The organism is Pseudomonas sp. MPDS (genome assembly GCF_013283895.1).
GTDB lineage: Bacteria > Pseudomonadota > Gammaproteobacteria > Pseudomonadales > Pseudomonadaceae > Aquipseudomonas > Aquipseudomonas rhizophila.
On sequence record NZ_CP054128.1, the window covers coordinates 4352719 to 4376000 of the forward strand.

The window sequence follows — 23282 nt, forward strand, 5'->3', positions numbered from 1 at the left end:
CTCCACTAACTGTGTTGGAAAAGCTCAAGGCACCGGTGGCTCCAGGGGAGCAAATACCGGCGATATGGCCTGGACCTGGAAAATAAGTGAGAATGCGGGCCACTGGCGGCCGGCAAATCGCGCCTATCATATCCAAGAATCGTCACTAGCTCACTAGGGCCCAAGGCGCAAATGAAACGATCTGCTTTCTTTATCTCCGACGGCACCGGCATTACAGCCGAAACACTGGGCCAAAGCCTGTTGGCGCAATTCGAAAACATTACCTTCGCCAAATTCATACGTCCGTACATCGACAGTGTCGACAAGGCGCGGGCCATGGTACAGCAAATCAATAAAGCCGCCGAAACCGACGGTTTCCGCCCGATTATCTTCGATACCATCGTCAATCAGGACATCCGTGAGATTCTCGCAACCTCCAATGGTTTCATGATCGACATTTTTTCCACCTTCCTGGCGCCTCTGGAGCAGGAGCTGAGCGAGCATTCCTCCTACTCGGTCGGCAAGTCCCATTCCATTGGTCATAACTCCAACTACATGGAGCGCATCGAGGCGGTCAACTTCGCCCTGGACAACGATGATGGCGCCCGTACGCATTATTACGACAAGGCCGATTTGATCCTAGTGGGTGTGTCGCGCTGTGGTAAGACGCCGACGTGCCTGTACATGGCGATGCAATTTGGTATCCGCGCGGCCAACTATCCGCTGACCGAGGACGACATGGAGCGCCTGCAACTGCCCAGCGCCCTGCGCGCCCACCAGCACAAGCTGTTCGGTTTGACCATCGATCCGGATCGCCTCACTGCGATCCGCAACGAGCGCAAGCCCAACAGCCGCTATTCGAGCTACGCCCAGTGCGAATTCGAAGTGCGCGAGGTAGAAAACCTGTTCCGGCGGGAGAACATTCCCCACATCAACTCCACGCATTTTTCCGTGGAAGAGATTTCGGCGAAGATCCTGGTGGAGAAAGGGGTGGAGCGGCGGTTCAAGTAACCCGCAACAACACAAAACCCTGTGGGAGCGAGCCTGCTCGCGATAGCGGAGTGCCAGCCAACATTAATGTCGCTGATCCACCGCTATCGCGAGCAGGCTCGCTCCCACAGGGGTTGAGGCGTTCTTACATGCTCTGCATTAATGGACTACCGCCACCTGCTCATCCATTTTCTTGCGCAGGCTCAAGGGACGCATGTCGGTCCAGACTTCTTCGATGTAGGCCAGGCAGTCCTTTTTGAAGCCGCTTTTGCCAACTGCACGCCAACCTTCGGGGATGGCTTTGTACTCAGGCCAGATCGAATACTGTTCTTCGTGGTTGACCACGACCTGAAAGACGATGTCCTCGCGGTCGAATACTGAAGTCATGGGTGTCTCTCCATCTTTGCTCGAGGTTCACTGCGGCGCATGCGCAGCCAGGGTATGAAAGGAACGTTTGGAGCCGGGTGAAAATTAGGCTTGGGCAACGGCAGCCTTCAAGGCGCGTCCGAAAATTTCGGCAACCCGGTCGATCTCCGTCGCCGTGATGGTCAGCGGCGGCAGGAAACGCACCACGCCGCCCTGCCGGCCACCCAACTCCAGGATCAACCCACGTTTGAGGCATTCACGTTGCAACCGTGGCGCCAAGCGCGCATCTACCGGCGGGTGGCCCAAGGCATCCGGCATTCCGGCCGGGTCAACCAGTTCGACGCCAAGCATCAGCCCGCGTCCACGGATATCGCCCAGTTGCGCAAAATCCCGCTGCAGGACGTGCAGGTGTTCGCTCAAGCGATCGCCCATGGCGCTGGCGTGGGCCGGCAGGTTGTGTTCCACCAGATAACGCATCACCGCGGAACCGGCAGCCATGGCCATTTGATTGCCACGGAAGGTCCCGGCATGGGCTCCCGGCAGCCAGGTGTCGAGCCAGTCGCGATAAACCACCACCGCCAGCGGCAGACTGCCGCCGATGGCCTTGGACAGCACCACCACGTCTGGAATGATGCCGGCGTGTTCGAACGCGAACATTTTACCGGTGCGGCCAAAACCACTCTGGATCTCGTCGACAATCAACGCCACGCCCGCCTGCTCGGTGATGCGCCGCAACCCGCGCAGCCAATCCAGATCGGCCGGTATGACCCCGCCCTCGCCCTGCACCACCTCGACGATCACCGCCGCCGGCAATTGCACGCCGGCCTCGGGGTCGGTCAGCAGGTTTTCCAGATAATGCAGATTGGCCTTCACCCCCGAGGCACCGCCCAAACCGAACGGACAGCGGTAATCGTAGGGGTAAGGCATGAATTGCACACCGTTGCCGAGCAAGGCGCCCAAGGGTTTCTTCGGTCCCAGGCTGCCCATCAGGCTCAACGCACCCTGGCTCATGCCGTGATAACCGCCCTGAAACGACAACACGGTGCTACGCCCGGTGGCCGTGCGCACCAATTTGAGAGCGGCTTCCACCGCATCAGTACCGGTGGGGCCACAGAACTGGATCTTCGCCTCGGCGGCAAGGTCTGCCGGCAACAGGCCGAACAGGTCCTGGACGAAGCGATCCTTGACCGGCGTGGTCAGGTCCAGGGTATGCAAAGGCAACTCATCGCTCAGCACCTGCTGGATCGCCTCGATCACCACCGGATGGTTATGCCCCAGGGCCAGGGTGCCAGCCCCGGCCAGGCAGTCGATGAAAGTGCGACCCTCGACGTCCTCGACATACAAACCCCTGGCGCGCTTGAGGGCCAAGGGAATGCGCCGTGGATAGCTGCGGGCGTTGGACTCCTGCCGGCTCTGGCGGGCCAGCAGCGGCGACTCGTTGAATTGGTAGAGCGTCTCGGTCGGCGCGCAACTGACCCGCGCCGGCTGTGCTTCGATAAGACTATTGGCGACTGACATCTCTCGACCCCGCAATACACTGTAGTAGTGACCCAAATGGCACACCGGGCAGGTGCGCATCCGGTCGGGGCGCACGTGCAGGTTTCCTGTTGTGGAAACGCACCGGCGCGGCAAGGATTTACTCTGGGATCGAACTTTCCCCCGCAGGGTCGACCAGTGGCTTGTGCATGGCAATGGCGGTGACACCGCCGATGGCGAAAGCCTCGGCGCTTTGCCTGAACCCCAGGTGTCGATAGAACCCGTGGCTGCTGCGCGTGCTGTTGAGGGTCGCCTGGACGACCCCGCGACCGCGCAACCACGCCTCGATGTCCCGTACCAGCGCTCGCCCGGCACCGCGGCGAAACCATTCCGGTTGCACATAGCAGAACGCGATTCGTCCTGAAACCGAGGCCATGGCGGTGCCCACCAGCCGCCCCTGCAAACGCGCCAGGGTCAGGCGCAACCTTGGGTCGAGCAGTAAGGGTTGTAGGTGAGCGAGGGTGTTGTGGCGTATCCAGGCTGCCACGATGCGCGGGTCGTTACGGTGTTCGGCGGCACATCCGAGGCGGATGGAGCGTTCGGCGATCCGGCTGATGATGCCGGCATCGCTGGGGGTGGCGGTGCTGATTTCAATGAGTGGTTCCATGGCGCGGTGTTCCTCAGTCCTTGAGTCGAGCTGAGAAAAACATAGCCCCGGATGAGGTGGGTGCGCCAATGGCAGGTCGTTACAACGGATGTATGCAGCTCCCCGGTAGACCTGGGTTAACCCACCTGTACAGGCATCGTCAATTCAACCCGCAATCCGTCCGGACGGCTGTCGAAATGCAGACCGCAACCACAACGCTGGACGATGGCCTGGACAATCGCCAACCCCAGTCCGCAGCCGGTGCTCTGGCCGTTGCGCCAGAAGCGCTGGGTCAGGTACTGGATATCGTCGGCGTCAATGCCGGGACCATGATCGCGAACCTGGAAGCGTACACGCTGGCCAATCATTTCCAGGCTCAATTGCACCTCGGTCCCGTCCGGCGTATGCCGCAAGGCGTTGTCCAGCAGATTGCGCAAGGCGGCGATGGAAAGCACCGCCGGCATTTGCACCGGCGCGTCGGACACCCCGGGTGCCAAGTGCAGCTTGATCCGCTGGGGAGCGCCGCCGGTCGCATCCTGGATCGCCAGTCGCGCCACTTGCTCGGCGTTGCATTGCACGCCATCGTCGAACGACAGGCTGCCCTCGACCCGGGCCAGCAGCAACAACTGTTCGAGGGTGCGGTGCAAGCGGTCGGCGCCCTCCTCGGCCCGGGCCAGGGACTGATCGCGGGCGACGCCTTCGGTCATGCGCGCCACTTGCAGGTGAGTCTTGATAGCCGTCAACGGGCTGCGCAGCTCATGGGCGGCATCGCCGGTCAGCCGGCGCTCGCGCTCAATGGTCTTGCCGATACGCTGGAACAGCTGGTTCTGGGTCTCCAGCAACGGCCGCAGCTCACTGGGCAGCGGATGGATCTGCAGAGGCTCCAGGGAGTCGGCATTGCGTCGCATCAATGCATCGCGCATGCGATTGAGCGGTGCCAGGCCCTGGCCGATGCCCAGCCATAACAGGCACAGGCAGCCCAGCAGCGCCACGCCGACCGGTACCGAGGCCGCCAACAGCACCGACATGTTCAAGGCTTCGCGTTCGATCTGGCGGTCGGCGGTGGTGATGCGCAAATCCCCTCGGGCCAGGGTGAAACTGCGCCAGGGCGCGCCGTCGATCATCTGGTCGTGAAAGCCCAGCTTCTCGGCTTCCAGGGTTTGGTCTGGGGTGCCATGGCTGCGGGCCAGGATCTCCCCCCGCAAGGAGCTGACCTGGCAAGCCATGCCCCCCGGAATGCTCACATGCTCGGTCCTCAGGTGCGTGCCTTCACCTTTGCTGGGCAATGGCGGCATCTGCTCCAGCAGCCCGGCGACCATCCGCGCCGAAGCCACCAGTCGCTGGTCAAGGGAAAACATCATCTGGTTGCGCAGATCACTGAGCATCCACGCCGCCGCCAGGGCCCAGATCAGGGCGAAGGCCGCGCCGAGGGTCAGACTCAGGCGCAATCGCAGGCTCATCACTTGGAGGACTCCCCGTCGTCGGCCGGCCCCAGCCGATAACCCAGCCCGCGGACCGTCTCGACAATGCCATTGCCGAGCTTGCGCCGCAGGTGATGGATATGGACGTTGAGGGCGTTGCTTTCCAGTTCGTCATTGAACCCGTAGACGCTGTCCTTGAGTTGCTCGGTGGACAGGACCCGACCGCGACTGTGCAACAGCGCCTGCAGCAATGACTGCTCACGCCGGGAAAGGTCCACCGGCTGTCCGCCGAGGGTGGTTTCCCGGCTGCTGGGGTCGTAGGTCAGGCGACCGTGCTCGATCAGATTGACGCTGCGCCCCGCCACGCGCCGTAGCAAGGTGTGCAGGCGCGCCGCGAGTTCACGCAGATCAAAGGGTTTGAGCAGATAATCATCGGCACCGGCCTGCAAGCCGTCGACCCGGTCGGTCACCGAGTCCCGGGCGGTGAGGATCAGCACCGGTATTTCCAGACCTTGCTGGCGCAATTGGCGCAACAATTTAAGGCCGTCCTCGTCGGGCAGCCCCAGGTCCAGCACCATGACGTCGAACCGGGCCACGCCGACCATCGCCCGCGCCGCCGACGCCGTGGCGACGTGTTCGACGGTCAGGCCCTGGGCCGTGAGCCCGGCGACGATCCCGCTGGCGATCAACTCATCGTCTTCGCAGACCAGTACGTGCATGGTAAGCCCCGTGGAAAAAGGTACATTAGGCCGCCGGCCGATTAAGCCGACATTATGCGACGAGTACGGCAAACATGGGCGATCATTGCTACCTGCCGATCGTCGCCGGGTTAATCGACGGTTAATCGCCAGTCGCCATCGTGCATTCCACTTGCTCCGTTCTAAGGCTTTATCCATGCGTCGATTGTTTTTGCTGTGGCTGCTCCTGATCTCGGGCCTGGCCCAGGCCGCCAATCCCTTCGAGACCAAAACCGATTTCCTGCCGGTGGAAAAGGCCTTCGTGTTTACCTCCGAACGCCTGGACTCCGGTGAAACCCAGTTGTTCTGGCAGATTGCCGACGGCTACTACCTGTATCAGCAGCGACTCAAATTCGGCGGTCTTGCCGAGGCGCAAAAGCCGAAGTTGCCGGAGGGTGAAGCCCATAGCGACGAGTTTTTCGGCGATCAACAGGTTTATCGCCAGGCGCTGGAACTAAAGATTCCCGCCGGTGCCACCGGCAAGATCAAGGTCGGCTTCCAGGGCTGCGCCGACGCGGGCTTGTGTTATCCGCCCCAGACCCAGGTGGTGGACCTGGGTGGCACTGCACCAGCGGTTGCCAATGGTGAGGCGCCGGACCAGGCCTTGGCCAGCGGCCTGCAGCAACGGGCCTTGGGCTGGAGCCTGCTGGTGTTCTTTGGCCTGGGCCTGTTGCTGGCGTTTACGCCGTGCTCGCTGCCCATGTTGCCGATCCTGGCCGGGGTGGTGGTGGGCAGCGGCGCCAGCCCTCGGCGTGGATTGGCATTGGCCATCAGCTACGTGATCAGCATGGCCCTGGTGTATGCCGCCATGGGCGTAATCGCCGCGCTGCTGGGGGCCAACCTTCAGGCACTGCTGCAACAACCGTGGCTGCTGGGCACTTTCGCGGCGATCTTCGTGGTGCTGGCGCTACCGATGTTCGGTTTCTTCGAATTGCAGTTACCGGCCGCCCTGCGCGACCGCCTGGAAAGTGCCGGACGCCAGCGCCGCGGCGGCAGCCTGGTGGGCGCCGGTATTCTCGGAGCCTTGTCCGGCCTGTTGGTGGGCCCGTGCATGACTGCCCCGCTGGCCGGTGCGCTGCTGTACATCGCCCAAAGCGGCAATGCGTTGCACGGCGGGCTGATCCTGTTCGCCATGGGCGTGGGCATTGGCCTGCCGCTGTTGCTATTGGTGACCGTGGGCAATCGTTTCCTGCCCAAACCCGGCGCCTGGATGAATGTGCTCAAGGGCGTGTTCGGTTTTCTGTTCCTGGGCACCGCGATCCTCATGATCCGCCCGGTCATCGACGGCTCGCTGTGGATCGGCCTGTGGGGCACGCTCTTGTTGATTGCCGCCTATAGCGCCTGGCGGCAGACCGAAGGTTTCGGTCGCACAGCCTATGTATGCGGCAGCGCGTCGCTGCTGTTCGGTCTGTGGGGCAGCCTGCTGGTGATCGGCGCGGCGGGTGGCGGCGATGATTTCTTCCAGCCCCTGGAGGTCTATGCAGGCACCTCGGAAAGCTCGGCCGTCAGCACCCATGATGCCTTTATCACGGTCAGCGAGCCTGCCGCCCTGCAGCGGGAACTGGATGCGGCCAAGGCCCAGGGCCAATGGGTCTTGCTGGACTACTACGCCGACTGGTGCGTGTCCTGCAAGATCATGGAAAAACAGGTGTTCGGCCGCGCCGATGTGCTGGACGCCTTGAAAGACGTACGTCTGGTGCGTCTGGACGTCACCGCCGACAATGCCGCCAGTCGCGAACTGCTGGGCCGCTATCAAGTGCCGGGGCCACCGAGCCTGCTGTGGATTGGCGCCGACGGTCAAGAGCGGCGCAGCCAGCGGATCACCGGGGAAGTCAATGCCAAGGAATTCCTGGAGCACTGGAACATGACTCGGAACGCGCGCTGATGCTGACGTTTACCCTCGGCACCTTTGCCATTGCGCTTAACCATCTATTGCTGATCAGCGCGTTGGCACTGGCGACCCTGGTGGGCTGGCGAGTAGCCAAGCGCGGTGGCGAAAACCCGGAATCGGTGCTGTTCGTGCTGTTTTTGCTGGGGCTTCTGGCCGCACGGATCGGCTTCGTCGCCGCCTACTGGAACCATTACCAGGATGACCTGTGGCAGATCGTCGACCTGCGCGACGGCGGTTTCCTGGCCTGGCCGGGGATTGTCGCGCTGGTGATTGGCGCGTTGCTGTGGAGCCGGCACCGACCGGCCTTGCGCCGGCCGTTGGGTTTCGGCGTGGGCAGCGGCCTGTTGTTCTGGCTGGTGGCGACGATGTCGTTGACGATCTATGAACAAGGTACCCGACTGCCGGAAATCAATCTGCGTAACGCCAACGGCGAGACGGTGAAACTCACCGATTATCAGGGCGGGCCCCTGGTGATCAACCTCTGGGCCACGTGGTGCCCACCCTGCCGGCGCGAAATGCCCGTGCTGGAAGAGGCCCAGCAGCAGCGCCCGGATCTGACGTTCCTGTTCGTCAACCAGGCCGAAAGCATGCAAAGCGTCAGCACTTATCTGGCCACCCAGGGCTTGAGCCTGGACAACGTGCTGTTTGATGGCAGCGGTCGCCTCGGTCAAGCCGTCGGTTCCATGGCACTGCCAACCACCTTGTTCTACAGCGCCGACGGCCGCCTGCTGGACAGTCACTTGGGCGAATTGTCAGAAGCGAGCCTGGCCCGCGCCCTGGAGAACTTCGAAACGCCGGATTCAACCTCGGCTCCCCACTCCGCCACAAGGAAACCCTCATGCCCCGCCTCCGCCACTTGCTGACCCTGGCCGTCGCCGCCACGCTGTCGCAGGCACCGCTGCTGCACGCCGAAGAACTGCCCGCGGCCATCAAGAAAATCGAAGCCAAGGGCGCGAAAATCGTCGGCACGTTCGAGGCGCCGGACGGATTGCGCGGTTACGCGGCGCAATACCAGAACCGTGGGATGGCGCTGTACCTGACACCCGATGGCCAGCATGTCTTGCTGGGCAACCTGTACGACGCCGACGGCAAGGACCTGAGCGCCGAGCCGCTGCAAAAGCTGGTCTATGCCCCAATGGCCAAGGCCATCTGGGGGAAGATGGAAGCGAGCAACTGGATCGCCGACGGCAGCAAGGACGCGCCGCGCACCGTCTATCTGTTCAGTGACCCGAACTGCCCGTACTGCAACATGTTCTGGGAACAGGCACGGCCATGGGTCAAAGCCGGCAAGGTGCAGTTACGCCACATCATGGTGGGCATCATCCGTGAAGACAGCCCAGGAAAATCCGCCGCATTGCTGGCGGCCAAGGACCCTGAGCAGGCCTTGGAAACCCACGAGAAGGCCGGCAAGGGCAGCGCGCTCAAACCCCTCAAAAACATACCGCCGGCCATCCAGGCAAAACTGGACGCCAACCTGCAGTTGATGGAAGAACTGGAACTGTCCGCCACCCCGGCGATTTTCTACCTGGATGACAAGGGCGAACTGCAACAGCAGCAAGGCGCACCGTCGCCGGACAAGCTGGTGAAGATTCTCGGGCCGAAGTGAGATCGACCTAGAGGGCCTCATCGCGAGCAGGCTCGCTCCCACAGGGGATATGTGGCGACGACAAATTCAGCGTCAGGCACAGATCAAAATGTGGGAGCGAGCCTGCTCGCGATGGCGTCAGGTCAGCTGCGCAGAAACTCCAGCAAGGCTCGGGTGACGAATTCCGGGTTTTCCAGGTTGGAGATATGCCCAGCCTCTGGAATCAGCACATGCGGGCAGCCAATCAGCTCAGCCATTTCCAGCGCCTCGGACGGTGGTCGCGGTTTGTCCTGGTCGCCGCACATCACCAGCGTGCGCCCGGCGTCGAGCTCAGGCAGGCGCGGCAGGATGTCGTCCCGACCAAAAATGATCCGTCCCAACGGCACGATACTGTCGCGCAGGCGGTCGGCCGGCAGTGCAGCCAGCGTGGCGCGGAACTGCTGGTAGAGCGCTGACTGCGGATCGATGCCCGACCGGAAAAAGATCGGCACGACAATGTCCAGCAACGGCTCGGGGATGCTGCCGCTGGCTTCGATCTTGTCGAACAACGAAAAGTAATACTGGCGAGTCGGTTCAGGTTCGACCCCCACGTAAGTGTCCATCAACACCAACGCCTCAAGCCGCTTGGGCGCCATCAGCGCCAGCCGTGCGCCCCACATCCCGCCCACCGAAAGCCCCACCAGACTGAAGCAATCGACCTCCAGATGATCCATCAACGCCAGTGCCTGGCGGGCCAGATCGTCCAGGGATTTCATGCCCTCAGGCAAACGCCCGGACTGGCCGTGGCCCCAAAGGTCCAGGGCGATCACCCGGTAATGCCGGGACAGTGCCTCGATCTGCGGCGCCCACATGGTGTGATCCCACAGGTAGCTGCTGCCCAGCAGCACCACCGGGCCCTGGCCTTGGTCCAGGTAGTGAAGTGATTGCCCATCAAGGGTTGCAAAAGGCATTGATGACCTCCTTGTGTTGAATGGAGAAAAAGCCTTGGGAGACTGAGCCGTACAGGGCGAGGCGTCAACCTTGGGCTTTGCGGTGTTAGTAATGACGCCATCGCGAGCAGGCTCGCTCCCACCGGGGATTTGCGTCGATCACAAATCCATTGTGGGAGCGAGCCTGCTCGCGATGAGGCCTCTTATAGACGCCGCAGAACTACAATCCTTCCAATTGCGCCATCAAATCATTCAACCGATCCACCTTCTCCTCGGTGATTTCACTCGCCGTCAGCCCATCGATGTATTCGGCCAGTTCCTGCACCGTGCTGCACTCGAACATCGCCCGCAGCGGCACATTGCGTTGCAGGGCCTTTTGTACCCGCGAGGCGATTTGCGTCGCCAGCAACGAGTGGCCGCCCAGTTCGAAGAAATTGTCTCGCACCCCCACCCGCTCGACCTTGAGCACCTGGGCCCAGATGTCCGCCAGGGTCTGCTCCAGCTCATTGCCTGGCGCCTGGTAATCCTGGCTGTGCAACTGGCCGATTTCCAGGGCCGGCAAGGCGTTGCGGTCGAGTTTGCCGTTGGCGTTGAGGGGCAAGCGCTCAAGCCACAGCCAGTGCAGCGGTACCATGTACTCCGGCAGTTCGGCGCGCAGACGCTGCTTGATGCGTTCCAGGCGTTCGGTCGGCTTCAATGCCGAATCGGCGGCGACCAGATAGCCCACCAGATGCTTGCCGTTGGCGCCTTCCTGCACCCCCACCGCGCCATCGCGCACCTCGGGCTGTTCATGCAAGCGCGCTTCGATTTCCCCCAGTTCGATGCGGTAACCACGAATCTTTACCTGATGATCGATGCGTCCGACGTACTCCAGCACGCCATCGCGACGCCGCCGCGCCAGGTCACCAGTGCGGTACAAGCGCTCCCCTGGCGCCCCAAACGGGTTGGGCACAAACACTGGGGCAGTGCGCAATGGATCACTGACGTAACCGCGCCCTACCCCGGTGCCTGCCACGCACAACTCGCCTACCGCACCCAGCGGCACCAGGTCCAGCGCACCATCGAGCAAGTACAAACGGTTGTTGTCGGTGGGCGTACCAATCGGCAGGTAGCTGCCACGGATCGAGGCCATGTCGACCCGGAAGAACGCCACGTCATCGGAGCATTCCGCCGGGCCATAGGCGTTTACCAGGCCAATGTCCGGGTAACGCAATAACCATTGATGGGCCAGCTCCGGCGGCATCGCTTCACCGGTGGGGAGCATCCAGCGCAGGCCGTCCAGGCCGATGCGTTCCTGGGCGAGCATGCCCTGGATCAGTGACGGCACGCTTTCCAGCACCGTGATGGCCTGGCGTTGCACATGCTCGAGCAGCCCTTGCGGGTCGTGGGCGATAACGTTGGGCACGATGTCCACCCGGGCGCCGAACAACGGCGCGGCGAGGAACTGCCACACGGAAATGTCGAAACTCTGGGAGGCGGTCTGGGCGATCACGTCAGTCTCGCTCAAGGCCAGGTACGGCACCTTGCTGAGCTGGTTGTTGAGCATGCCGCGTTGTTCCACCATGACGCCTTTGGGCAACCCGGTGGAGCCCGAGGTGTAGATCACGTACGCCAGGTTGTCCGGGCCGCTGTAGATGCCAGGGTTTTGCTGCGAAACATCGCTGGCCTGGACGCTTTCCCACACCAGCAACTTCGGCCGCCCGGAACAGGCGAACTCGTCCAGCAGCGCCAGCGCCTGGGCATGACAGGCCTGGGTGCAGACCAGCACCGGCGTGCGGCTCAGCTCAATGATGCGGCTCAGACGCTGACTCGGCAGGCCTGGGTCCAGCGGCAGGTAACCGGCACCGGCCTTGAAGCTGCCGATGATCATGCCGAGCAGGTCAAGGTCGCGCTCGGCCAGCAACGCCACCGGTTGATCGAGGCCCACGCCCGACGCGATCAAGGCATGGCCGAGGCGGTTGCTCCGTGCATTCAACTCGGCGTAGCTGTACGTCCTGTCCAGGCAGGTGGCGGCCACCCGTTGCGGATGGGCCGCGACCCGGGCCTCGAACAGCTCGACGTAACTTTGCTCCAACGCATAGGCACGCTCGCTCTGGTTGCAGCCTTCGATCAGGAAGTCCTGCTCCTGGGCGCCAATCAGCGGCAGCTCGGCCATGTCACCGTGAAAACCTTCCATCAGTGCCAGCAGCAAGCGCTTGAACTCACCCAGCAAGCCCTGGACAGTGGATTCATCGAAGTAACGCTGGTCGTAGGACAGATGCAACCCCAAGTCATCCCCCGGGTAGCAGACCGCCGTGAGCGGGAAGTTGGTGTGGGTGCGGCCCGAGTCAGAGGTGGCGTTGAGGCTTTGGGCGCGATCCAACACCGAAACTTCCACCGGCGCGTTCTCAAACACGAACAGACTGTCAAACAACGGTTGGCCCTTGGGCAGTTCGCTGACTTCCTGGATGCTCACCAATGGCAGGTATTCGTACTCGCGCAGTTGCATGTTGCTGTCGAGCAACTCACTGAGCCATTGGCGCACACTGCAACGCTGATGATCGTCGGGCATCCGCACGCGCAAGGCGATGCTGTTGATGAACAGGCCGACGGTGCGTTGCATTTGCGGCAGTTCCACCGGGCGTCCGGCCACGGTGACGCCGAACAGCACGTCCCGATCGCCGCTCACCCGCCGCAGCACCAGCGCCCACGCGGCCTGGGCGAAGGTGTTGACCGTCAGTTGGTGAGCCTGGGCCAGTTCGCGCAACCGGGCACCGTCGTGGACATCGAGGCGGGTGTAGCAGTCACCGACAATCATGCCGCCGCTGTCACCGGCGTGTTCACGCAGCAACGGCCGGTCGGTGGGGATCGGCGTGGTCCGTTCGAAACCTTGCAGGTTGCGCGTCCACCATTGCCGCGCCTCGGCCAGACTCTGGTGTTGTAACCAGCCGATGTAATCGCGATAACGCGGCGGCTCGGCCAGTCGCGGTTCGCGGTGTTCGCCAAGGGCGGTGTAGATCTCGAAGAAATCCTCCATCAGCAACGAACGGCACCAGGCATCGATCAGGATGTGGTGGTTGCTCATCATGAACCAGTAACGCGCCGCGCCAACCCGGATCAGGCGCAAGTGGAACGGGGCCTGGTTCAACAGATCGAAACCGGCCTCGCGCTCGTGCTTGAGCAACGCCTGGAGTTTGGCGTCCTGCTGATCCTCGGGCACTTCACACCAGTCCAGATAATCCACTGGCGTGCTGCCAGGCTTGTGGATGATTTGCAGCATTTCTTCGCCGACATTCCAGCAGAACGACGCGCGCAAGGCTTCATGACGAGCGATCACGGCTTGCCAGGCTTGAGCGAAACGTTGCCGATCCAGTTCGCTGTTGATGCGGTAGCGGTCCTGCATGTAGTACAGGCCCGTGCCTGGCTCCAGCAATGTGTGCAGCAGCATGCCCTCCTGCATCGGCGTCAGCGGGTAGACATCTTCGATCTGCGCGGCCGGCACCGGCAGGCTGTCGAGTTGGGCCTGGGTCAGTTTCGCCAGGGGGAAGTCCGAGGGCGTCAGGCCGCCCGCCGCGTCCGTCAGGCAATGTTCGATCAGGCCCTGCAGCTCATCGAGGTAGGCATCGGCCAGCGCAGCGATGGCCTGGCGGTCGTGCCGCTCAGCGCTGAACGTCCAGCGCAGCACCAGCTCGCCGCCGCTGACCTGACTGTCGACACTCAGCTCGTTGGGCAGCGGCGCATCGGGGTCGTGGATCGCCCCCAACGCAGCGTCCAGCGGCTGGAACAGCGCGTCGTGGCCCAGGGTCTGATCGAGCTGCCCCAGGTAGTTGAAGGTGATCGCCGCGTGCGGCAGGCCGGCCATCGCCTGGCGCGTCGCGGCGTCAGCCAGGTAGCGCAACACGCCGTAACCGAGGCCCTTGTGAGGCACCGCGCGCAGTTGTTCCTTAATGGCCTTGATCGAGGTGCCGAAGTCGTCACCCGCCGGGCTCAGGCGCAATGGATAAACGCTGGTGAACCAACCCACCGTACGGGTCAGGTCGATGTCATCGAACAGCGCCTCACGGCCGTGCCCTTCGAGCTGGATCAGCGCCGATTCGTGGCCGCTCCAGCGACACAGCACCCGGGCCAGGGCGGTGAGCAGCAGGTCGTTGACCTGGGTGCGGTAGGCCCGCGGTGCCTGTTGCAACAGTTGCCCGGTGCGCTCGGCGTCCAGGCGCACGCTGACGGTTTCGGCGTGACGTTCCTCAAGCCCGCCGTCAGGATGGGCGCAGGGCAGCGCCACATCCGGGCCGCTCAACCGCGCTTGCCACCAACCCAGTTCCTCGCGCAGCGACTCGCTGCCGGCGTAGGCCTGCAAACGCGCGGCCCAATCCCGGAACGGGCTGGTCTTGGCCGGCAGGTCTGCGGTTTGCCCGGCGCTGATCTGGCGGTAGAGCGTTTGCAAGTCATCCATCAACACCCGCCACGACACACCATCAACGACCAGGTGATGGATCACGATCAGCAGACGTTGGCGGCCATCGGGCAACTGCGCCAGCACCGCGCGCAGCAAAGGCCCGCTCGACAGATTCAGGCTGCGCTGCGTCTGGGCAAACACCGTTTCACAGGCCTGCTCACTCTCCACGTCCACCTGCCGCAACAGCGCCGCTTCGGACAATGGTCGGTGCTCGGCGCGCCAATGCCCGGCCATGTCGGCAAAGCCCAGGCGCAACGCATCGTGCTGTTGGAAAACGCTGCGCAGTGCCTGCTCCAGCACGGACGGTTGCAGGGTGATGGCCGGCTCCAGCAACAACGCCTGGTTCCAGTGGTGACGGTTGGCAATCCTGCTATCGAAGAACCAATGCTGGATCGGCGTCAGCGCCGACTCACCGGCGAGCAGCCCCTGCTCAGCGCTCACTGACTGACTGTGGCTGGCAACACAGGCCAGGGCCTGCACGGTCTGGTGCTGGAACAGGTCACGGGGCGTGAAGTGAATGCCCTGTTGCCGGGCACGGCTGACGACCTGGATGGACAGGATCGAGTCGCCGCCCAGTTCGAAGAAGTTGTCGTTCAGGCCGACCTGCTTCACGTTCAGTACGTCGCACCAGATCGCCGCCAGGGCCTGCTCCAGGGCACTGCTCGGTGCCAGGTAATGTTGGCGATTGAGCTCAGGATCCGGCATTGGCAAGGCACGCCGGTCGAGCTTGCCATTGGCGGTCAGCGGCATGCTCGCCAGCAGGATCAGGTGGGTGGGCACCATGTAGTCCGGCAGTTGAGCCTTGAGGTGATTTTTCAGCGCTTCGCGCAGGGCCGCTTGTTGCTCGGTGCCCTGTTCAACGACGTCGGTCACCAGGTAGCCGGCCATTTGCTTGCCGCCTGGCAGATCAAGCGCCAGTACCACCGCCTCGCGCACGGCGTCATGTTCCAGCAGGCGGCTTTCGATTTCCCCCAGTTCGATGCGGAAACCGCGAATCTTCACCTGATGGTCGATCCGTCCCAAATACTCCACCTGACCATCGACGCGCTGGCGCACCAGGTCACCGGTGCGGTACAGCCGTCCACCATCGGCGGCAAACGGATCGGCGACGAAGCGTTCGGCGGTCATGCCCGGACGCCGGTGATAGCCCTGGGCCAATCCCGCGCCGCCGACGTACAACTCCCCGGTGGCGCCTTGGGGCACCAGAGCCAGGTCGGCATCGAGGATATAGGCCACCCGCGCGCCGATCACGCTGCCAATCGGCACACTCGCCGCGCCCTCTTCCAGTTGCTCAGGGGCCAGGCTCGCCAGTGGCATGACCACGGTTTCGGTCGGGCCATAGGCGTTGAAGAACAGGCTCGGCTTGAACGCCGCCCGGATGCGTTGCAAATGCTCGCCGGTCAGGGCTTCGCCACCGGTGATGCACATGCGCACCGGCAGGGTTTGTCCCTGGGTCGCCAGCCATTGCGCCAACTGGCTGCCGTAGCTGGGGGTGAAGCCGAGGATGTTGATGCGTTGTTCGCGAATCAGCCCGCAGATCTGTTCGGCGTCCCACTGCCCTTGTGCGCGCAGCACCACCTGGGCACCGCTGAGCAGCGGCACCAGCAGGCGCTCGGTGGCGGCGTCGAAGTTGATGGAATAGAAATGCAGCTCGCAATCGTCCGGGCGCATGCCAAAACGCTGGATCACCGCCTGGCAGTGCATGGCGATTTCACCGTGGGACACCACCACGCCCTTGGGCTTGCCAGTGGAACCTGAGGTGTAGATCAGGTAGGCCTGATGCTGCGGCAGGTTGATCAGCGGCGGTGCCTGGTCCGGGTAGCCGGCCAGGGCCGGGCTATCGTCCTCCAGGCACCAGCCCTCTACACCGGCCGGCAATGGGCCCAAGGCCTGGAACATCGCCCGGTCGCTGAGCAGCAGACCGAGGCCACTGTCTTGGATCATGTAATGCAAACGATCCAGCGGATATTCCGGGTCCAGCGGCACGTAGGCGCCGCCGGCCTTGAGGATCGCCAACAGGCCAACGACCATCTCCAGCGACCGTTCCAGGGCCAGGCCCACCCGCACCTGCGGCCCGACGCCGCGCTCGCGCAGCATCCAGGCCAGGCGGTTGGCACGGCGTTCGAGTTCGGCGTAAGTCAGGGTCTGCCCAGCAAAGGTCAGGGCCGGTGCGTCGGGGCGCGCCAGGGCCTGTTCGCTGAACAGTTGATGGATGCATTGATCCAGGCGGTGTTCGCCGGGTTCGACGCCGAGGCTGTCGAGCATCTGTTGCTGCTCGCGGGCATCGAGCAACGGCAATTCGCTTAGCCGCTGGGTTGGATCGGCCAGCAGTGCCTCCAGCAGATTGCGCCAGTGTCCGGCCATGCGGGCGATGCGCGGTTCGTCGAACAGGTCGGTGCTGTAGGTCAGGCAGCAACCCAGGCGATGGTCCAGGTCGGTGACTTCCAGATTCAGGTCGAACTTGGTGGCCCGGGCATCGTTGGCCAGGTATTCGACGCTCATCCCGGCCAGCGTGCGGCTCTGCTGGAACTCCCAGCGCTGCACGTTGCACATCACCTGGAACAGCGGGTTGTACGCGGCACTGCGCGGTGGTTGCAGGGCTTCGACCAGATGATCGAACGGCAAATCCTGATGGGACTGGCCTTCGATCACCGTCTGACGCACCTGCTCGAACAACTCAGCCACCGACATTTGCCCCTCGAGCTGGCAGCGCAGTACCTGGGTATTGAGGAACGCACCGATCAGCCCTTCGCTTTCCGGACGGATGCGGTTGGCCACCGGCGCGCCGATGCGCAGGTCGGTCTGGCCGCTGTAGCGATAAAGCAGCACGGCCAGGGCGGCGGTCATGGTCATGAACAGGGTTAAGCCCTGTTGCGCATTGAAGGCGCGGACTCGGGAGGCGAGATCATCACTGAGGTCGAATCGGAACAATTCACCGCGATGGCTTTGCACCAGCGGACGCGGACGGTCGCCCGGCAATTCGAGCAACGGGTGTTCGCGACCCAGTTGTGCGGTCCAGTAGTCCAGTTGCCGTTGACGCTCGCCAGACTCCAGCCACTGGCGCTGCCAGACGCTGTAGTCCAGATACTGCACCGGCAAGGGTTCCAGTGGCGATTCACGGTCGTCGATAAAGGCTTCGTACAGCGCACTCAGTTCCCGGGCAAAAATATCCATTGCCCAGCCTTCGGTGACGATGTGGTGCAGGGTCAGCACCAGGTAATGTTCCTGCTCGGCGGTCTTGACCAGACAGACCCGCAGCAATGGCCCGGTTTCCAGGTCGAAGGGTTTGTGGGCTTCGCTGTCGGCCAGTTGCTGCACCCGCTGTTGGCGAATATCGACGGCCAACGTCGAAAAATCTTGCCAGTCCATGCGCAGGCCGGTGTTGGCGTGCACCTGCTGCCGGGGCACGCCATCGACGCTGGGGAAAGTGGTGCGCAGGGTTTCATGGCGCAGGACCAACGCCTGCAACGCCGCCTCGAAACGCCCGACATCCAGCACCCCGCGCAACCGCGCCATGCCGCCGACGTTGTAGGCCGGGCTGTCGGGCTCCATTTGCCAGAGGAACCACATGCGCTGCTGGGAATAAGACAACGGCACCGGTTGGCTGCGATCGACCTTCTCGATCGGCGGTTGCCGGTTGGTCTGGCCGCTGGCCTTTATCAAGCGCACCTGTTCGGCGAACGCACCCAACTCGCTGGCCTCGAACAAGGTGCGCAACGGCAGCTCGATATCGCAGGCCTGGCGGGTGCGGGAAATGATCTGGGTCGCCAGCAGCGAATGACCGCCCAGTGCAAAAAAGTCGTCCCGCAGACCGATGCGGTCGAGCCCCAGCACGTCGCGCCAAATGCCAGCGACCTGCTGCTCGAGGGCACTGACCGGCTCGACGTGTTCACGTACTTGCCAGTGCGGTTCGGGCAAGGCACGACGGTCGAGTTTGCCGCTGGGGCTCAGGGGCATGGCGTCCAGGCGCAGCAATTGCGCGGGCACCATGTAGTCCGGCAGTTCGGCGGCCAGGGCGGCGTTGAGTCGGGCGTTTTGGAGGTCCTGATCTTGCCCGACATCGCAAGCGGTGTAATAGCCGATCAGTTGCGGGCCGGCCGAGGTCTCGCGTACCAGCACCGCCACTTGGGCCACGCCGTCCTGGGCCAGCAGCCGCGCTTCGATTTCCTGTGGTTCGACCCTGAAGCCGCGCAGCTTGACCTGTTGGTCGAGACGACCGAGGTATTCGATCACGCCATCGACGCTCCAGCGCGCCCGGTCACCGCTGCGATACAGCCGCGTGCCCGCTACGCCCAGCGGGTCGGCGATAAAGCGCTCGGCGCTCAAACCCGGACGCCCGAGGTAACCCCGAGCCAGCCCCAGGCCGCCTATACACAATTCACCCGGCACACCGGCGGGCACGGGGTTGAGTTCACTGTCGAGCACGCGGCACACCACATTGCCCAGCGGCCGGCCGATGGGCGAGCGCTCGCCGTCGGCGACGCTGCAATGCCAGTGGGTGACGTTGATGGCGGTTTCGGTCGGGCCATAACGGTTGTGCAATTGCGCCGACGGCAGCTGCGCCAGCACGCGGTTGCGCAGTTCGGCCGGCAAGGCCTCACCGCCACAGAAGACCCGGCGCAGGCTGGTGCAGCGGGCGCTCAGGGGCTCGTCGATAAACAGGCTGAGCAGCGGCGGCACGAAGTGCAGCGTGGTCACGCCAAATTGTTGGACCAACTGCGCGATGCGGTGCGGGTCACGGTGTTCGCCAGGGCCGGCCAGCACCAGTTGGCAACCGGTGATCAGCGGCCAGAAACACTCCCACACCGACACGTCGAAACTGATCGGCGCCTTTTGCATCAACACATCGGTTTCGTCCAGCCCGTAAGTGTCCTGCATCCATTGCAGTCGCTCGGCCAGGGCGGCATGGGTGTTGCCGACGCCTTTGGGTTGGCCGGTGGAGCCGGACGTGTAAATCACGTAGGCCAGGTGATCGCCATCCAGGTGCAAGCCCGGCGGGTTGCTCGGCCATTGCTCCAGGTGCAAGGCATCCATGGCGATGACGCTGACGCCCTCGCAGAGGGGCAAGCGTTCAAGCAATGCAGTTTGCGTCAGCAGCAGATCGACGCCGCTGTCCTTGAGCATGTAGGCCAAACGCTCGGCCGGGTAATCGGCATCCAGCGGCACGTAGGCGCCGCCGGCCTTGAGGATAGCCAGGACACCGATGAGCAACTGCGGCGAACGCTCGGCGGCAATCGCCACGCACACGTCCGGACCGACGCCTTTGTCGCGCAGGTAATGGGCCAGGCGATTGGCCTGGGTGTGCAGCTCGGCGTAATCCAGGCAGCCATCGTCCCACAGCAGCGCAGTGCGTTGCGGCGTGCGCCGGGCCTGCTCGTTCAACAGCTCCGGTAGCCATTGGCCGGCCGGCGCGCACGGGGCCGCGCCCCACTGCTGCTGTTGGGTGTATTCATCGGCGCTCAATAACGGCACATCGCCGATGGCCTGCTGCGGATCGGCACAGACCGCGTGCAACAGGTTGCAGTAATGCATCGCCAACCGCGCGATGGTCGGAGCCTCGAACAGCTCGTCGGCGTAGTCGAACGACAGCGTCAGCCGGCCGTTGCGATCCTCTTCGCTGTGCAGTTGCAGGTCGAACTTGGCTTCGCGGCTGTGCCACGGCAACTCCTCGGCCAACAGCCCCGGCAAACGACGCAAGGCGCTCAGGTCTCGCTGTTGATGGTTGAACATCACCTGGAACAGACCTTGCTCGCGCGCCTGAGGGAACGCTTCGAGCAGTTGTTCGAACGGCAGGTCCTGATGGGCCTGGGCACCGAGCGTGGCCTCCCGAGCCTGGGCCAACAGTGCGGCAAACGGCTGGCGCGAATCGATCTGCCCGCGCAGCACCTGGGTATTGATGAAAAAGCCGATCAGCCCCTGGGTCTCCAGGCGTGGACGGTTGGCGTTGGGCACGCCGATGCGGATGTCGGACTGGCCGGTGTAACGCTGTAACAGCGCCTGGAAGGCCGCCAGCAACAGCATGAACGGGGTTGCATCGTGGGCCTGGGCCACTTGGCGCAAGGCATCGCCGAGGCCTTTGTCCAGGCGCAGACTATGGCGGGCGGCGCTGCGCTGGCGTTGCGCACTGCGGGGATGGTCCGTGCTCAGGGCGAGGGTCGGATGTTCGTCGCCCAGTTGCTGTTTCCAGTATTTCAGTTGCCGCTCGGCCTCCCCTTGAGCCAACCACTGGCGCTGCCAACTGCCATGGTCGGCGTACTGCAACGGCAACGGCGCCAACGCGGCGACCTGCCCCTGGCATGCAGCAATGTACAACCGGGAAAACTCATCGATCAGTACGCTCATCGACCAGCCGTCGGCGATGATGTGGTGCAGCGTGACCAACAATTGGTGGTCACCCTCATCGAGACGCAACAAGGTGACCCGCCACAGTGGGCCCTTCTGCAAATCGAACAGCAGCGCCGCTTCATCGTCACGCATCTGCCGCGCCTGGGCTTCGCGTTGGTCGGCGGGCAGGTCGCTGAGGTCGATCACGCGCAGCTTGAACTCACCGGCCGGATCGACCTGTTGCAGGGCGACACCCTCGCGCTCCAGAAATCGTGTGCGCAGGGCTTCGTGGCGTTCGAGCAGTTGCTGGAAACTTGCCCGTAGTGCGTCTTCGTCCAACTCACCGCGCAGGTGCAAGCCGCCGGGGATGGTGTAGGCGCTGCTCGCCGGATCCAGTTGCCAGGTGATCCACAACCGATTCTGGGCAAGGGATTGCGGCAACGCTTCGTGGCGCGGCAACGGGCTGATCACGCCTTGGGCCTCGCCCCCTGCCTGTTGCTGATTCGCCACCGCTGCCGTGAACGCTGCGAGGGTCGGCGCTTCGAACAACAAGCGCAGATTCAGCGCCAGCCCCAGCCGCTCTTGCAGCCGTGCGACCACTTGAGTGGCGGCGATGGAGTTACCGCCCAACAGGAAGAAATGATCGTCGCCATGGACGTGTTCAATCTGCAACTGCTCGCACCAGACTTGGCCGATCAATGTTTGCAACGGCGATGACGAGCGAGCGTCAGGGCTTGCTTCAACCGCGACTGAGGGGAACAGCGCATAACTGTCAAGACTGCCGTCGGCCCATCGGGTCCGACAGGCCGAGCGTTGCAACTTGCCGCTGGAGGTCTTGGGCAACGCGCCCGGATTGAGCAACACCACCACACTCGGCGCTTGCTGACAGGCTTCGGCCACCGCCTGGCGAATGGCTTTGATCAACGCTTCGGGTGGCAGGATCTTCTGCACGCTGCGGCTGATTTCCGCCGCGATGCCGATGCCTTCCTCGCCGCCAGCGTCGACCGCGAACGCCGCCACCCGGCCCTTGCGCACGACTTCCACTTCCCGCTCGATGGTTTGCTCGATGTCCTGGGGGTAGAGGTTATGACCGCGCACGATCATCAGGTCCTTCAGGCGGCCGGTAATGAACAGCTCACCCTCACGCAGGAAACCCAAGTCGCCGGTGCGCAGCCAGGTGCGGCCATCGTACTGGACGAATGTCTTGGCGCTGGCCTCAGGGTTTCGCCAGTAGCCATGCGCAATGCTCGGCCCGCAGGCCCAGACTTCGCCGACCCGGTTGTCGGTCAGCGGCTGCAACGTGTTGGGCTCGACGATCAGCACCGCATGCCCGGGCTGGCTCACGCCGCAACTCATCACTGTACTGCCCTGCCCTGGCTCGGCACGATGGTGCGCCAGTGCCGTGTCGTCCATTTGCAACGACGGGATGCCTTGACTGCGCGGTGTGCCCGCGACGAACAAGGTCGCTTCAGCCAGGCCATAGGACGCCATGAAACTGTCCGGCGTGAAGCCGCACGGCGCGAATTTCTCGGCAAAGCGTTCCAGGCTGTCGAGACGGATCGGCTCGGAGCCTGAATAAGCCACGCGCCAGCCGCTCAGGTCGAGGCGCTTGAGCGCCGACTCACTGACCCGCTCGCTGCATAGCCGATAGGCGAAGTCCGGGCCGCCGCTGATGGTGCCGCCGTATTCGCTGATCGCTTCCAGCCAGCGCAACGGCCGGGCCAAGAAGTATGCGGGCGACATCAGCACGCAGGGCACACCGCTGAAAACCGGCTGCAACAGACCGCCGATCAGGCCCATGTCGTGGTACAGCGGTAGCCAGCTGACGATCACGTCATCAGGGTTCAGATCAATGCCGAAGCCGTGGCGGATCAATAATTCGTTGGCCACCAGGTTGCCATGGCTGACCTGCACCCCCTTGGGCAATGCGGTGGAGCCGGAGGTGTATTGCAGGAAAGCGATGTCATGGTCCTGCAGATTCGGTTGCAGCCATTGCCCGGCGCGGGCCGGATCAAGGGTATCGACACACAGCACCGGCGGTGCCGACTCGATGGCTTGCAGCGGCTCGCGCAGATCGCTGCGGGTGAGCAACAGGCGCGGCTCGGCATCGGCAATGATCGACAGCAGGCGTTCCTGGTGGTGGCGACGGGCGGACTCCGGCGGATAGGCCGGCACCGCGATCACACCCGCGTACAGACAGCCAAAAAACGCCGCGACGTAGTCCGGGCCACTGGGAAACAGCAAAACCGCACGGTCACCGAACGCCGCTTCGGCCTGCAAGGCGGCGGCGATGGTCCGGGCACGCAGGTCCAGGTCACGATAACTCAGTACAACACTTTGCTCCGGGACGTCGGCAAGGAAGCGCAAGGCCACACGGTCCGGCGACAACGCGGCGCGGCGCTGAAGGGCATGAGCCAGGGTGCTGGGGAGTTCGAACGCGTCGGTCATGAGGTTTCCTGCCTGAAATTCGGCTTGCGAGTGGTATCTGGTGGCCTGCGGAATG

The 23282-nt window shown here is 63.5% G+C and carries 11 protein-coding genes; 4 read left to right on the top strand and 7 right to left on the bottom strand.

The window, feature by feature from the left end:
• Nucleotides 1–171 precede the first annotated feature (171 nt).
• Nucleotides 172–990, top strand: a complete 819-nt coding sequence (locus HQ912_RS19100; RefSeq protein ID WP_003199510.1) for a pyruvate, water dikinase regulatory protein — start codon at nt 172–174, stop codon at nt 988–990.
• 138 nt (nt 991–1128) lie between these two features.
• Here HQ912_RS19100 and HQ912_RS19105 read toward each other — a convergent pair whose 3' ends face one another.
• The 5 genes from HQ912_RS19105 to HQ912_RS19125 all read right to left on the bottom strand — a co-directional run bounded on the left by HQ912_RS19105 (nt 1129) and on the right by HQ912_RS19125 (nt 5597).
• Nucleotides 1129–1356, bottom strand: coding sequence for an MbtH family protein (locus HQ912_RS19105; RefSeq protein WP_047227138.1), 228 nt, complete (start codon nt 1354–1356; stop codon nt 1129–1131).
• Nucleotides 1357–1440: 84 nt separating this feature from the next.
• Complete coding sequence (locus tag HQ912_RS19110) at nt 1441–2853, bottom strand: aspartate aminotransferase family protein (RefSeq protein WP_047227280.1); 1413 nt, start codon at nt 2851–2853, stop codon at nt 1441–1443.
• Between the two features lie 118 nt (nt 2854–2971).
• Nucleotides 2972–3478, bottom strand: a complete 507-nt coding sequence (locus HQ912_RS19115) for a GNAT family N-acetyltransferase (RefSeq protein ID WP_047227137.1) — start codon at nt 3476–3478, stop codon at nt 2972–2974.
• A gap of 116 nt (nt 3479–3594) precedes the next feature.
• Complete coding sequence (locus HQ912_RS19120) at nt 3595–4920, bottom strand: ATP-binding protein (RefSeq protein WP_047227136.1); 1326 nt, start codon at nt 4918–4920, stop codon at nt 3595–3597.
• A complete protein-coding gene (locus HQ912_RS19125) occupies nt 4917–5597 on the bottom strand; it encodes a response regulator (protein WP_047227135.1) in 681 nt (226 codons plus the stop codon). Before HQ912_RS19125 ends, HQ912_RS19120 begins: the two co-directional genes overlap by 4 nt.
• A 175-nt stretch (nt 5598–5772) precedes the next feature.
• Between HQ912_RS19125 and dsbD the strand changes: the two genes are divergently transcribed.
• From dsbD to dsbG, 3 genes are read left to right on the top strand one after another with little or no spacing between them, the layout of a single operon-like run.
• The gene (gene dsbD, locus HQ912_RS19130; RefSeq protein ID WP_173407163.1) at nt 5773–7500 is read left to right on the top strand and encodes a protein-disulfide reductase DsbD; all 1728 of its coding nucleotides are present in this window, start codon (nt 5773–5775) and stop codon (nt 7498–7500) included.
• Nucleotides 7500–8369 carry a TlpA disulfide reductase family protein gene (locus tag HQ912_RS19135; protein ID WP_139050747.1) on the top strand — a complete coding sequence of 290 codons (870 nt, stop codon included), beginning with the start codon at nt 7500–7502 and terminating at the stop codon, nt 8367–8369. The genes dsbD and HQ912_RS19135 overlap by 1 nt, the downstream gene beginning before the upstream one ends.
• Nucleotides 8345–9112, top strand: a complete 768-nt coding sequence (gene dsbG / locus HQ912_RS19140; protein ID WP_076385669.1) for a thiol:disulfide interchange protein DsbG — start codon at nt 8345–8347, stop codon at nt 9110–9112. The genes HQ912_RS19135 and dsbG overlap by 25 nt, the downstream gene beginning before the upstream one ends.
• Nucleotides 9113–9234: 122 nt before the next feature.
• Here dsbG and HQ912_RS19145 read toward each other — a convergent pair whose 3' ends face one another.
• Together HQ912_RS19145 and HQ912_RS19150 are read right to left on the bottom strand one after the other, a co-directional pair.
• Nucleotides 9235–10041: an alpha/beta fold hydrolase gene (locus HQ912_RS19145; protein ID WP_076385671.1), complete on the bottom strand. Its 807-nt coding sequence runs from the start codon at nt 10039–10041 to the stop codon at nt 9235–9237.
• 199 nt (nt 10042–10240) lie between these two features.
• Nucleotides 10241–23227, bottom strand: coding sequence for a non-ribosomal peptide synthetase (locus HQ912_RS19150; protein ID WP_173407164.1), 12987 nt, complete (start codon nt 23225–23227; stop codon nt 10241–10243).
• Nucleotides 23228–23282 lie beyond the last annotated feature (55 nt).

Coding starts and splice junctions, on each gene's coding strand:
- HQ912_RS19100 (WP_003199510.1), top strand. CDS start 172: ATGAAACGATCTGCTTTCTTTATCTCCGACGGCACCGGCATTACAGCC.
- HQ912_RS19105 (WP_047227138.1), bottom strand. CDS start 1,356: ATGACTTCAGTATTCGACCGCGAGGACATCGTCTTTCAGGTCGTGGTC.
- HQ912_RS19110 (WP_047227280.1), bottom strand. CDS start 2,853: ATGTCAGTCGCCAATAGTCTTATCGAAGCACAGCCGGCGCGGGTCAGT.
- HQ912_RS19115 (WP_047227137.1), bottom strand. CDS start 3,478: ATGGAACCACTCATTGAAATCAGCACCGCCACCCCCAGCGATGCCGGC.
- HQ912_RS19125 (WP_047227135.1), bottom strand. CDS start 5,597: ATGCACGTACTGGTCTGCGAAGACGATGAGTTGATCGCCAGCGGGATC.
- dsbD (WP_173407163.1), top strand. CDS start 5,773: ATGCGTCGATTGTTTTTGCTGTGGCTGCTCCTGATCTCGGGCCTGGCC.
- HQ912_RS19135 (WP_139050747.1), top strand. CDS start 7,500: ATGCTGACGTTTACCCTCGGCACCTTTGCCATTGCGCTTAACCATCTA.
- dsbG (WP_076385669.1), top strand. CDS start 8,345: ATGCCCCGCCTCCGCCACTTGCTGACCCTGGCCGTCGCCGCCACGCTG.
- HQ912_RS19145 (WP_076385671.1), bottom strand. CDS start 10,041: ATGCCTTTTGCAACCCTTGATGGGCAATCACTTCACTACCTGGACCAA.
- HQ912_RS19150 (WP_173407164.1), bottom strand. CDS start 23,227: ATGACCGACGCGTTCGAACTCCCCAGCACCCTGGCTCATGCCCTTCAG.